The sequence below is a fragment of the Lacrimispora sp. 38-1 genome, assembly GCF_049890855.1.
In the GTDB taxonomy this organism is placed as follows: domain Bacteria; phylum Bacillota; class Clostridia; order Lachnospirales; family Lachnospiraceae; genus Lacrimispora.
Map to the genome: position 1 here is coordinate 1 of NZ_JBANEW010000032.1, position 12,399 is coordinate 12,399.

The 12,399-nt window shown below is 44.5% G+C and carries 11 protein-coding genes and 1 other RNA gene; 2 read left to right on the plus strand and 10 right to left on the minus strand.

Going from position 1 to position 12,399, the window contains the following annotated elements; translation table 11 throughout:
- Positions 1-339: 339 nt before the first annotated feature.
- From V7D18_RS07130 to tadA, 9 genes are all read right to left on the minus strand, one after another.
- Positions 340-1,074 carry a CvpA family protein gene (locus tag V7D18_RS07130; protein ID WP_426152852.1) on the minus strand — a complete coding sequence of 245 codons (735 nt, stop codon included), beginning with the start codon at positions 1,072-1,074 and terminating at the stop codon, positions 340-342.
- The gene (locus tag V7D18_RS07135) at positions 1,071-1,904 is read right to left on the minus strand and encodes a Cof-type HAD-IIB family hydrolase (protein WP_426152854.1); all 834 of its coding nucleotides are present in this window, start codon (positions 1,902-1,904) and stop codon (positions 1,071-1,073) included. The genes V7D18_RS07130 and V7D18_RS07135 overlap by 4 nt, the downstream gene beginning before the upstream one ends.
- A 13-nt stretch (positions 1,905-1,917) precedes the next feature.
- Positions 1,918-4,056 (minus strand): tetratricopeptide repeat protein, encoded by a 2,139-nt coding sequence (locus tag V7D18_RS07140; protein WP_426152856.1) that lies wholly within the window; start codon positions 4,054-4,056, stop codon positions 1,918-1,920.
- Positions 4,057-4,085: 29 nt separating this feature from the next.
- Positions 4,086-4,682, minus strand: a complete 597-nt coding sequence (gene recR, locus V7D18_RS07145) for a recombination mediator RecR (RefSeq protein ID WP_097006959.1) — start codon at positions 4,680-4,682, stop codon at positions 4,086-4,088.
- 2 nt (positions 4,683-4,684) lie between these two features.
- On the minus strand, positions 4,685-5,038 hold the full coding sequence (locus V7D18_RS07150; RefSeq protein WP_117420068.1) for a YbaB/EbfC family nucleoid-associated protein: 354 nt from the start codon (positions 5,036-5,038) through the stop codon (positions 4,685-4,687).
- A gap of 32 nt (positions 5,039-5,070) precedes the next feature.
- The gene (gene dnaX / locus V7D18_RS07155) at positions 5,071-6,666 is read right to left on the minus strand and encodes a DNA polymerase III subunit gamma/tau (RefSeq protein WP_426152859.1); all 1,596 of its coding nucleotides are present in this window, start codon (positions 6,664-6,666) and stop codon (positions 5,071-5,073) included.
- Positions 6,667-6,678: 12 nt separating this feature from the next.
- Complete coding sequence (locus V7D18_RS07160) at positions 6,679-7,758, minus strand: 6-phosphofructokinase (protein ID WP_426152861.1); 1,080 nt, start codon at positions 7,756-7,758, stop codon at positions 6,679-6,681.
- A gap of 201 nt (positions 7,759-7,959) precedes the next feature.
- Positions 7,960-8,221, minus strand: an RNA gene (ffs, locus tag V7D18_RS07165) — signal recognition particle sRNA large type.
- 68 nt (positions 8,222-8,289) lie between these two features.
- Positions 8,290-8,778: a tRNA adenosine(34) deaminase TadA gene (gene tadA, locus V7D18_RS07170; RefSeq protein WP_426152863.1), complete on the minus strand. Its 489-nt coding sequence runs from the start codon at positions 8,776-8,778 to the stop codon at positions 8,290-8,292.
- A gap of 73 nt (positions 8,779-8,851) precedes the next feature.
- On the opposite strand from tadA, the gene V7D18_RS07175 reads away from it, so the two are divergent.
- Positions 8,852-9,547, plus strand: a complete 696-nt coding sequence (locus tag V7D18_RS07175) for an anaerobic ribonucleoside-triphosphate reductase activating protein (RefSeq protein ID WP_426152865.1) — start codon at positions 8,852-8,854, stop codon at positions 9,545-9,547.
- 19 nt (positions 9,548-9,566) lie between these two features.
- Here V7D18_RS07175 and V7D18_RS07180 read toward each other — a convergent pair whose 3' ends face one another.
- Complete coding sequence (locus tag V7D18_RS07180) at positions 9,567-11,192, minus strand: DUF6128 domain-containing protein (protein ID WP_426152867.1); 1,626 nt, start codon at positions 11,190-11,192, stop codon at positions 9,567-9,569.
- Between the two features lie 117 nt (positions 11,193-11,309).
- On the opposite strand from V7D18_RS07180, the gene nagB reads away from it, so the two are divergent.
- Positions 11,310-12,044, plus strand: coding sequence for a glucosamine-6-phosphate deaminase (gene nagB, locus V7D18_RS07185; RefSeq protein ID WP_426152869.1), 735 nt, complete (start codon positions 11,310-11,312; stop codon positions 12,042-12,044).
- Positions 12,045-12,399: the final 355 nt, after the last annotated feature.

The window sequence follows — 12,399 nt, forward strand, 5'->3', positions numbered from 1 at the left end:
TTTTTGTTGTTCTCTCTCGATCAGCAACTCATTTATTCTATCACGTTGCCGTTTCTTTGTCAACAACTTTTTTTACTTTTTCAATCGGTATAATTTGATTGCCTTTGCGGTATGTTCCGCATCGGAACTATAATATAACATGTACCCAGGAGATTGTCAAGGAGATTTGTGTCATTTATTGATACAATTTTTTGAGTCTTATTTTCACTACTATATATATACGTTTTTACGGAATTTCTCTATATCTTGGGATGAAAACAAAAAACTGCAGAAAAGGCATTTAGGCCTTTAACCTGCAGATTTGTTTTAATTGCATATATCATAAATACAATTATTTTCTCAAATTAGTCCACGCAATACCCCCATAACCATCAGGTTCAGAAGATTGTGGCTGTAAAGAAACGACAGCCATTGACTGGACTCAATCTGCCGTGTAATAATCATACCCCATTCTGTACCAGAGAATGCAGTAACAAGCAGACATGCCAGCCAAAGGAACAACAATCCCTCAAGACCGCCGGCAATCGCTCCTGCTATTTTATTAATTCCCGATATAATAGGAAGTCTTGCAATAATATCCAGCCATCTGATAACCAGCTTTGATGCCAGATAAACAGCCGCAAACAGCAAAACAAATCCGGCTGAATTAATAATTGTATCTGCAAGATAGTTCCCTACATAATCAGTGAACGCCTGGACTCCCATCATCTGATAAATCTCGCTGTTGTTATTTTCAATCAGCGCTGACTTAACCGTACGAGGTAAATTCAGGTTCTCTATAATCGTTCTTTGAGCAGACGGCTTGTCTGAGGTCTCTTCCTGGGAACTCTGTTCCTGCCCAAGACCTGCTGCCTTTACGATATTCTGAGCTACTGTCTGCTGAAGAGTCGTGTTCTCTTTTAAATAAGTGGTTACAGCTGGCAGTGATACACGAACAATGGTCAAAGATAAAATCATTGCAAATATTGATACAACCAGCCGGATAAATCCTCTGTGATGTCCGTAAAGAACCATCCCAAGCAGATATACTCCGGCAATCACAGATAACCAGTTTTCCATATACAGTCTCGTCATATTTTCATTTCCAATACCAAATTCCTGATGGCAGAAGCTACTCCGTCCTCATCATTGGTCTCCGTTACATAGTCTGCTGCTTCAATGAGCTCTTTGCTGCCATTTTTCATGGCAACTCCGACTCCGGCTTTTAATATCATGGTAAAATCATTCTCTCCGTCACCGATTCCCATGGTTTGACTGGGGCTGATTCCCAGATGGGATGAAAGCCGAATGATCGCATCCCCTTTTGTTGCATCAAGTGCGTTGATCTCCAGATTATTGGAAATCGACGAGGTAACCAGAATGTCATTTCTTTTTTCCAGCTCTGCCCTCAGCTTCGCTCTTTCTTCCATATCAGGAAAAAACAGATTGATCTTTTCAACTGGCTTATTGGCCTTTTCTACGAACTCTATAATGTTAGGGCAGATATCTCGGGTATTTCGAACCAGATCCTGCAGCTCAGGAGTCAAAGCAAACTCTGGCAAATGATCGATGAAACGGGATTCCGTGATCCCACGTCTTTCTATGTATGGATCGTACATCACACGGTACGGATCCACAAACCGCAAGAGCTCCAATGCAAGATCACAGGTCAGCATCCTGGTATCTATTACTATATTTTCTTTCATGTCCTCAATGACAGCACCGTTGGTGGTGATGGCATACCGGATTCCGGGTATGTCTTTTACCTCAGCGGGTATTCCATCAACGGTCCGTCCGGTACATGGAACAATGTGTATTCCTTTACGGATACAGCTTTTCAGAGCTTCACGATTATGATCAGACAAACATTTTCTGCTGTTTAACAAGGTTCCGTCCAGATCAATCGCAATGAGTTTAATATCCACGTTTTATCTCCATTTAATAAATAAAATGTTCCTCTTTTAAAATAAGCAATCCATCTTTATCGTATTTTGTAGAGAACAGACCCTTGATTCGCTTTCCAACGGTTGGTTTTTCAGCACGGTCTGCGGCCTCTTCAATCAGACCTTCTGCATTAGCTCTGTTTAAAGGAACGCCATCTTCCTCCATGATTTCAATTCTCTCGTAGAGTGCAAGCATGCTCTTCCCGGTAATGTTGCAGTCAATCTCATTGGCGTATCTGCAGGCATACTGAGCAAATTCATCGATATCCATTTCCTCATCAGAATATACTGGTCCAGCCTGTTGTCTGGAGGAGGGCTCGTCCACAGGCTCATCGTAAAAATCTTCCTCATCATAGCCGCTCTCCTGTTCATACTCATCATAGCCAGAGTAATTATACTCCTGACTCTGCTGATATTCCACAGTACTGTTTTGGATTACCGGATCTTGCTGATACATATCTCTTCCCCTGATTACTCCGGCATCACTGTCTGCAGGCACGGGATCAGGAGCCGAAACTTCTTCTCCGGTTCCAATGCATTCGAATTTACTCGCCAGAACCGGGTGATCCTGATGCAGCGCTTCCATCTGTTTAGGATTATCGATCAGTACTACGATCATTCCGCTTGCATCTCTTTCCATGAGCTGGTTTAATTCATCAAGAGCCTGTGGTGTTAAATCGCCAGCTTCTTCTATTACCAGATCTTTTCCGGTAAGCCTGTCCGCAGATGCAAAGACACCCCGATTAGACAGCTTTGCTCCAGTGATCTTGGCAACAGGATTGTTCACACCGCTTTCCCTGTGGATCTGCTTTAATGCTTCCACTGCCATCTGAAGTCCTTTTTCCGGAGTCCTGGCTTCAATCATGAGGTGATTACGAACAGGCGTCTCCGGAATGTCCTCTTCATCCTCTTCTCCGTACAACTCTTCAAAATCAAGCTCTTCCTCTTCTGCCTGAGGGAAATTATAACCGCTTCCGTCAGCCTCTGGGAACTCAGTTTCTTCTGCCTCATAGTAATTAGAATATTGTTCTTCCTCATTATCAAAACTGTCTTCCTGAGGCAGATCATAGTCTTCATCACTTTCTGCAGTAGCAGCTGACTGGGTTCCGTAGATCTCCTGACCGAAATTCTGGGGTTCTTCCTCTTCGATGATTGGCTCCGAGTGCTTTTCCTCTTCTTCCTCTTCCGGTATATAGTTTTCCACTGATCTGGGGAATACAGATATGTTGTGTCCAACTCTACGGATATCTTCCAGTACTCTGGTATGCTCCGCAGCCGGCTCTGCTTCATTGACTGGTTCATCATAGGAAATCTTGGACATTTCCCTTGCAAGAGATTCCTGGACTTCCGCATCCTGCATGCTGGCTTCATAATCATCTTCCACCGACTCCTCATACACCATGTTGGTGTACTGACCGGCTTCCGGTTCTTCCTGATAATAATCAATTTCCGGTTCCAGCTGCACGCTGACTTTTTTCCCGGTTCCATACTCCTGCTCAACTGCCCGGAGCCTGGCTTCATATTTGTCTCTGTTTTCTATCAGATCCATCTGATAATTTGTCAGGGGAGCATACTGTACTTTTAAGTCCATTGCCTTTTCCACATATTTTCCAAGTCCAAACATCAGCATAATGCGGTCACAGGTTTCTACACAGCGCTCCGCCATACCGGCAAGACTGTAAAGCTCCGCCAGCTCGTAAAGCCATTTTTCATCAAGCTCCACACTGGTGTAGGATTCAAGTGAATGAATGAGCTGCTGGGCCGGCGCCCCTTTTGCTTTTAAAATCATATAGCGGAGGAGCTGCTGCCTGGGATCTTCAGAAGCCAGATCTCCGAATTCCTTGTAATAGCTTTCTGCTTCTTCGATATTACCCTCTTTGACTGCAAGCTCGGCCAGTTTATAGAGAAGCCTTTTTCCAATAGGGGCCCGCTCAAAGGCCTGTAAAAGGATCTCTTTTGCCTCCTGATAATCTTCATTTTTTTCGTATACCATGGCTACCATGGAAAGCAAATTGGTGTTGCGGACTCTTCTCCAGTCGATTGTATCGGCGATCTTCATAGCCGTCTCATAGTCGTTTTTGCCGACCAGTTTTTTAATTTGTTCAACTTTTATATTAAACTCGTACTTATCCATTCTTTGCATCTCCTAACAAGGCAAATGAGTTACAGTTCGACTCTGCCCTCCAGAGCCCGTAACAATGTCACCTCATCTATGTACTCTAAGTCTCCGCCAACGGGAACACCGCTGGCTATGCGGGTAACCCTGATTCCTGTAGGTTTGATCAGCTTACTGATATACATGGCTGTTGTCTCACCTTCGAGACTGGAATTCGTGGCAATGATTACTTCTTCCACATCTCCCTGCAGCCTCTGCATTAATTCTTTCAGCTTTATATCTCCAGGTCCGATTCCCAGCATAGGGGATATGGCTCCATGGAGCACATGGTAAACGCCTTCAAACTTTCCGGTTTTTTCATAGGCAGCTAAATCTCTGGTATCTTCCACCACCATAATCACCTTATGATTGCGTTTCTCACTCTTGCAAATGGGGCAGCGCTCCTGATCCGTCAAGGTAAAACATTCTTTGCAGTAATGCACGTTACGTTTTGCTTCGGTTATGGATGAAGCAAGACCTGTTACCTGTTCTTCCGGCATATTAATAATATGGAACGCCAGGCGCTGTGCAGATTTACTGCCAATGCCGGGAAGCTTTGAAAGCTCTTCAATTAATCTGGTTATCTGACTGCTGTAGTAATCCATAGTTAGAACGGAAAGCCTCCGCCTAATCCACCCATTCCACCGGTTAATTTAGACATGGCAGAACTGCTGTCTTCTTCCATCTGGCGGAATGCTTCATTGGTAGCCGCCATAATTAAATCTTCCAGCATCTCAATGTCATCGGGATCAACCACTTCCTGGGATAATTTTACGGAAGTCACTTCTTTTTTGCCGGAAACTGTGACAGAAACCGCTCCACCGCCTGCTGCAGCTGTATATTCCTTCTCTTCAAGAGCTTTTGTTGTCTCTTCCATCTGACGCTGCATCTTCTGTGCCTGCTTCATTAAATTATTCATATTGCCAGGCATAGCGCCTGGAAAACCGCCACGTTTTGCCATGGTGTATATCCTCCTATATTTTCATAATCATTTTATTCTTCTATTGTAATATCCATTAAAATATTGGCTTTTAATTCTTCGTCGCTGACGTAAATGGTATCCATACGTTCGCCTCCGCCCCTGAGCCTTGTCTGAAAAGCAATGGATTTTTTATAATGATCTTCCACATACCGTTCAATCTCCGCAATTGTAGTTTCTCGGCTTCCGATCATGTAATTACTCTGATCAGAAAAGACGACACAAAGGCGGCTCTCACCAGCCGGTTCAACCACCGTTTCCCGAAAACTGGCACGTATGGGACCACCCAGCTCCCGTATGATTTTTCCCCAGTCACTTCGGATCAGATTTAAGTCTTCCAACTGCCCCTGGGGAAGTGCAACTCTCTGGGCCGGAGTCAGGGGATCGGACTCTGCATTACCTGACCCCGATTCGGCAGATAAAGAAGCTGCTCCTTCGCCCTTTTGAAGAAATGTTCCGCTCTCCAGCTGCTGTTCAATGCTTTTAAGCCGTTGAAGAATGGAATCATAATTCTGCTCCATCTGCGGACGTGTCAGCTTGATGAGCGCAACTTCTATGAGTACACGCTTTTGGGAAGCGTAGCGCAGCTGATTGGATAAATCTGAGAACACACGGATATACCGGAGAAGTGTCTCATGATCCGCAAGCGCACTGTCTTCTCTTAAAAAATTCTGGTTCTCCGTTGACATATCAAGCAGGTTCTCCCCGTCGTCCACGGATTTAATGATAAGCAGATTCCTTAAATACCAGATAAAATCAACTACAAACTGCCCCAATTCTCTCCCCTGTATCACCATATCTTCCAGACATGTGATACAGTCTTTGGTTTTATTTTGTGCAACAGCTCTGAAAAGCCTTCCAAATACCGTGATATCCACTGCACCTAGTACATCAAGTACATTGTCATAGGTAAGAAGCTCCCCGTAATGGAAAGCGATACACTGATCCAACAGGCTTAATGCGTCTCTCAAAGCTCCGTCTGCCGACTTTGCAATGTAATTCAGTGCTTTCTCCTCTACCCGGATCTGTTCCGCTTCTGTAAGTTCTTTCAGATGTTCTGCAATTGTCTCAACCGTGATCCGTTTGAAATCATAGCGCTGACATCTGGATAATACTGTGACGGGAATCTTGTGCACTTCTGTTGTCGCCAGAATAAATATAACATACGAAGGAGGTTCTTCCAGAGTTTTCAGCAGCGCATTAAATGCTCCGGTAGAAAGCATATGAACCTCATCGATAATATAAACCCGGTATTTTCCTTCTGTAGGCGGATACTGGACCTGCTCCCTGATCTCCCGGATGTTTTCCACACCATTATTAGATGCCGCATCAATCTCAACAACATTCAGAGAAGCACCTGCTGCTATATTCCTGCAGGTCCGGCATTCCCCGCATGGACTGCCATCTGCCGGCTGCTCACAATTGACTGCTTTCGCGAAAATCTTTGCGATACTGGTTTTACCGGTTCCCCGAGTTCCGCAGAACAGATATGCATGCCCGATACGCTGGGATATAATCTGGTTTTTAAGTGTTTGCACAATATGGTCCTGCCCCTTCACATCTGCAAAGGATGAAGGGCGCCATTTCCGATATAATGCCGTATATGACATGCCTGTTACTCCTTATTTGTCGCCGAAGCTGATTCCTATCATCTTGGCTTCCTTAACGATGGAACATTCCGGATCGACGGTCTTTAATTTACCGGCCACCTCGGCTAAGGGCGCCTTAACAATCTCATTGTTTTTGACTGCCACCATGTAGCCGTATTCCCTGTTCTTTATCAGTTTTGCTGCTTCTGCCCCAAGGCGGGTGGAAATTACTCTGTCATAAGGACATGGCTCTCCGCCCCTCTGCATATGACCCGGAACGGTAACCCTGACTTCCTGTCCAGTCCGTTCCGTGATCTGGGCTCCGATCTCATAGGCCACAGAAGGATAAATCACGCCGCTCTTCTTTTTTTCTTTCAGTTCTTTTTTCGTCAGGACCGCATTCTCTTTGGAAATCGCACCTTCTGCAACGGCAATGATGGAAAATTTCTTTCCTTCTCCGGTTCTTTTCTTTAAAGCTTCTATAATTACATCCAGATCATATGGAATCTCCGGAACCAGAATAATGTCGGCTCCTCCGGCGATCCCCGCATAGAGAGTCAGCCAGCCTACCTTATGACCCATAACTTCAACAATAAAGACTCGTCCATGGGAAGCAGCCGTTGTATGAATACAGTCAATGGCGTTAGTCGCCACATTAACCGCACTCTGGAAGCCAAAGGTTATGTCCGTACCCCATAAGTCATTATCTATGGTCTTTGGCAGCGATACAACATTTAACCCTTCCTCCCGTAAGAGGTTGGCTGTCTTCTGGCTGCCGTTGCCGCCAAGAACGACCAGACACTCCAGCTTTAAGTTTCTATAGGTGTGCTTCATTGCTTCTACCTTATCAAGACCGTTCCCGTCCGGTATCCGCATCAGTTTAAACGGCTGTCTGGAGGTTCCCAGAATCGTTCCCCCTTTTGTCAGAATTCCGGAAAACTCTTCAGGCTTCATCACGCGGTAATTTGCATAAATAAGGCCCTTATAGCCATCTTCAAATCCAACAATCTCGATTTCGTCAAACAGCCGGTATAATGCCTTGGCAACGCCCCGCATGGTAGCATTTAAGCTTTGACAGTCACCGCCGCTTGTAAGAATTCCAATTCTCATCATAAAAGCACACCTCTTCTTTGATTAGATTTGTTATTTGGAAATAGGTACTATTATACCCATTTTATTCTCAATTATAATACAAAGGGGATTGTGGGGCAAGGGAAAACTTTATTTCATAAGATAATGTAAGGAAATATTAAAAATGAAAAAACACCGCAAAGCAAATCACTGCTCTCCGGCGTCCTGATAACTATATTTAATCCGTGCGTCTCACTTTGAACCGCTATCACAGGCGTTACCCTGACAGTTAACTCGGTCCAGGCACCCTCACGGCACACAGAAGGTTCCACTTAGTGCTGCTGCATTCCTGCCCTGACACGGTTCATGAAGATCTGTTGCGTAAGACCCAAACGTCATCGTCACTTATCAGGGGCAGCCCTGCAATAGCCGGCCCTGGGTGAGACATCACCCCTGCTGGAGCGGATTGCAGGTACAGGGCACCGCTATCTCCCCGGCTGCACGGAAACTTTATGACGTATTATTACTTAATCGCAGTTAAGTATACATGGAAACCTCGGGATTGTCAAGGATTTACGGGGCAATTGTATCTTCCATTTTCTGTTTTTTATTATCACGTAATTCTTTAAAAAATTTTTTCATCATCTGTGTGCATTCCTCACCCAAAACCCCGGATTCCATTTCCACCTGATGATTAAATCCGCTTTCATGAAATAAGTCCAGGACAGAGCCTGCACAGCCCGCCTTTGGATTCATACAGCCAATGACGACCTTTTTCATTCTGGCCTGGACAATTGCCCCGGCACACATGGGGCAGGGTTCCAGAGTTACATACATCGTACAGTCTTCCAGTCTCCAGTCTCCCAGCTTTTTACAAGCCTTTCTGATTGCAAGGATCTCTGCATGGGACAGTACATTTTTATCTGCTGTCCGCCGGTTGTATCCTCTGGCAATGACTTTATCTTCATATACAATAACACAGCCAATCGGCACTTCACCAACTGCTCCGGCTTTCTTTGCCTGTGTAACTGCCTGACGCATATATTTTTCATCTGTGGTCATAATTATTCCTCTTTGCTGTTTAATGTGGTATACTTGTCCTTAGTATATCATGAAATAAAGGAATGGTGAAGAGATGAAGCTTTGCGGTCTTCAAAAAACAACACTTCTGGATTATCCGGGTCATGTAGCTGCGACGATTTTTCTGGGCGGTTGCAATTTCCGCTGTCCTTTTTGCCATAACAGTGGATTGATTGGAAGCGAAGCTAAGACGCTGTTCTCACAAGAAGAAATTATAAATTTTCTTATAAAGAGAAAGGGAATCCTGGAAGGTGTCTGTATTACAGGAGGAGAACCTACACTCTCCGGAGAGCTTGAATCATTTATCCGGAGAATCCGGGAGCTGGGTTATCTTATTAAGCTGGATACCAACGGCTATCGTCCTGAGGTATTAAAGAAACTGATCACAGACGGCCTTCTGGATTATGCAGCCATGGATATTAAATCAGGACGGGAGCATTATAAAAAAGCTGCAGGGATCGGAGATCTTAAAATAAGAAATGTGGAAGAAAGTGCAGCATTTTTAATGGAAAACCATATACCTTACGAGTTCCGCACTACGGTTGTAAAAGGAATTCATACTATGGGAGATTTCGTGGATATTGGTAAATGGCTGGAAGGTAATTCCCCGTACTTTCTTCAGAATTATGTGGACTCAGATCAGGTTTTATATCCAGGCTATACCTCTTTTTCTGACAGTGAACTCCAGGGTTTTTTAAAAATATTGAAACCATTTCTTCCCGGAGCTTTTATTAGGGGTGATTCTTTCTGACGTAAAGCAGGGGGCTTTATCAGCCCCCTATTTTTATATCAGTATACCAGAATCCAAAACGCCCGTCTTCAATGGGCTGGTCTTTTGAAAGCACAAAATTAGGAAAGCCGAACATTGATGCCATATATCGCTCATTGCTGTAATAATGACCCGGGATACCCAGCAGATAACGGGGCGTTCCTTCAGGATTAAACAGTTTGGCGAGAATTAAGTATCGGTAATTATAGTAACCATGAAGTAAAAAACTGTTATTTCCATACACCCATGCATCTCTGGGGAGAAGTCCGATATCCTGAGGCTTGATGGTCAGGATCTCGCATCCGTCTTCATAATCAAATGCCAGTATCCTGGTATGTTCTTTTCTCAGTCTATCCCAGACTACGCTATGTGAATTTTCTTCCAGATTTTCTCTCTGGCGCAGCTGCTCAAGTGCCTTCGGATCTCCCAGTTTCGGATCAATCTGATTTTGGTTTTCTGTTTCTTTTATTACGGCGTCTGCACGATACAAACGGGTAGTTCCTGCATCGGGCTCATGGAGCACCTCTGCGTTCTCGGCCAGACTGGATGTATTGGAACTCATCTGAAGAGTTTCTTTTAATCCAGTATCCTCTGTCTCGGCAATGATCGGTTTTGGCATCAGGGGCACAGCCTCCTGCTGTCTTTGTACAGCGGTATCATCCTCAGCTGGCGGATCCGTGAGTACGGATTCGGCAGACATTGGTGCTGTCGGCATTGGTGCTGTGGGACGCGGACTGGGCTGTATCGGTCCGGTAGGCATCTGTCCCGTTGGCATGGGGGCGGTAGGCATCGGCCCGTTCGGACGGGGCTCCTGCCACCAGCCGGGTATTGGTCCGGTCATTACTGGTCGGGTATTTTGCTGCCGATCCGGCATAGGTGCAGTGATAGGAGGTGGATTTCCCTGCCTCCAGCCTGCCGTAGGACCAGTTACCGTGGTTCCTGTATTCCCACCTGCCGGTACAGAACCGGTCATTTGCTGGATCTCAGGCATGATGGAGTCATCATCCTGGGGAATTTCCGTCTCTTGGTCTTCCTGGCTTGGCTCACTCCCGGTTGGCACCGAACTTTCTGTTTGGAGAGCAATCTCTTCATCCTCAGACTTAAGATTCTCTGTTTTAACAGGCATCTCCTCCGTATCCTGACTGCCGCCATCTTCCAGCGGAAACTCTTTTTCTATTTCCTGAACAGCTTCTTTTATCTGTTCTTCCGATATTGCAGAGGTCTCTTTCAGTGTAGAATCTGTATGCTCCAGATCTACTTCTGCCGCATGGGCGACCGCGTCCTCCCATATGGTAGTATAAGATCTCCATGTATTTTTTACATCATGTATGGTCAGTCCAAAACATTGGTCCATATTAATCCCGGAATGTTCAATATCATTTACAGATACTGTGGCTCTGAATTCACCGGAACCGCCTCGTATGAAAATATTACCCAGGTAAATTTCCTTTTCTCCGGCTAACAGATATACTCCAATGTCGTTACCGCCTACATAAATTTTTTTCACACTTACCGTAATTTTGCACTGGATTCCTCTCGTCTCTATCTTGGCAAATCCGATGTTTTTTCCTTTGATTCCGCCTTCATAGGCATAAATATATGAGATTAGTCTTCGATAGTTAGACATGCCACCACTCCTTTATCACTATTTTATGCAAAATGCCATTGCATCTATGACATAAAAATGATATCCTGATAAAAGAATAAAATAAAAATTTTTTCCAAAATATGGAGGATGAAAAAAATGAAGCTCTACCGTGCGAAAGACTACTATGATATGAGCCGAAAGGCAGCAAATATCATCTCTGCTCAGATCATTATGAAACCAAACTGTGTTCTTGGTCTTGCTACTGGTTCTACACCTGTAGGCGCCTATAAACAGCTGATTGAATGGTATAACAAAGGTGATTTGGATTTCTCCCGTGTAAAGACAGCAAATCTTGATGAATACAAGGGACTTAACAGAGACAATGACCAGAGCTACTACTGTTTTATGAAGCAGAATTTATTTAAGCACGTAAATATCGATGAAGTCAACACTCATATTCCTGACGGAATGGAAGCAGACGCAGAAAAAGAGGCGGCCAGATATGAAGAAATTCTGAAAAATCTGGGCGGTATCGACTTACAGATTCTGGGTCTTGGTCATAACGGTCACATCGGGTTTAATGAGCCATCTGATATATTTCCTAAGGACACACATATTGTTGACTTACAGGAAAGCACCATTGAGGCGAACAAACGATTCTTCACTTCTGCTGACCAGGTTCCGCGCCAGGCTTATACGATGGGAATCGGCACCATTATCAGAGCGAAAAAAATTCTGTTAATGGTAAGCGGAGAAGATAAGGCGGAGATTCTTCATACTGCCCTTTGCGGGCCGGTAACAACAAAAGTTCCTGCCTCCATTCTGCAGCTCCATCCGGATGTAATAATCGTTGCAGATGAGGCAGCACTTTCCAGATGGGAAACGATCTGATCTTGACGTGATTTGCTTTTAGTGATATAATAAGCTAAAATTTTTTAAGGAGGTGAGACGCTGTGGGACATATTTCAATTCAGGCTACTTCATTATGGACTAATATTGTTAATATCTCTGCAGTTTTCGGTAATTTTGACGCGTCCGTGTATCAGTGCGCCCATTTTTACGAAAAAGGCAGCGTCTCATCTGAAAATCATTCTGTTAGCCGGTAGTTTTTACCACTGGTTTTTCGGTTGATTTTCCGCCCGGATGCTCCTGCACCGGGTTTTTTTGTGCGTTTTTTTCGAAACGGCAGTCTGAACGGACGTTAATGCAATTTGAATACATAACACACAAAATGGAGGATATAACC

Bases quoted from the DNA above. Each gene is read 5' to 3' on its own strand.
- V7D18_RS07130 (WP_426152852.1), bottom strand. From the start codon at position 1,074: ATGACGAGACTGTATATGGAAAACTGGTTATCTGTGATTGCCGGAGTA.
- V7D18_RS07140 (WP_426152856.1), bottom strand. From the start codon at position 4,056: ATGGATAAGTACGAGTTTAATATAAAAGTTGAACAAATTAAAAAACTG.
- recR (WP_097006959.1), bottom strand. From the start codon at position 4,682: ATGGATTACTACAGCAGTCAGATAACCAGATTAATTGAAGAGCTTTCA.
- V7D18_RS07150 (WP_117420068.1), bottom strand. From the start codon at position 5,038: ATGGCAAAACGTGGCGGTTTTCCAGGCGCTATGCCTGGCAATATGAAT.
- dnaX (WP_426152859.1), bottom strand. From the start codon at position 6,666: ATGTCATATACGGCATTATATCGGAAATGGCGCCCTTCATCCTTTGCA.
- V7D18_RS07160 (WP_426152861.1), bottom strand. From the start codon at position 7,758: ATGATGAGAATTGGAATTCTTACAAGCGGCGGTGACTGTCAAAGCTTA.
- tadA (WP_426152863.1), bottom strand. From the start codon at position 8,778: ATGACCACAGATGAAAAATATATGCGTCAGGCAGTTACACAGGCAAAG.
- V7D18_RS07175 (WP_426152865.1), top strand. From the start codon at position 8,852: ATGAAGCTTTGCGGTCTTCAAAAAACAACACTTCTGGATTATCCGGGT.
- V7D18_RS07180 (WP_426152867.1), bottom strand. From the start codon at position 11,192: ATGTCTAACTATCGAAGACTAATCTCATATATTTATGCCTATGAAGGC.
- nagB (WP_426152869.1), top strand. From the start codon at position 11,310: ATGAAGCTCTACCGTGCGAAAGACTACTATGATATGAGCCGAAAGGCA.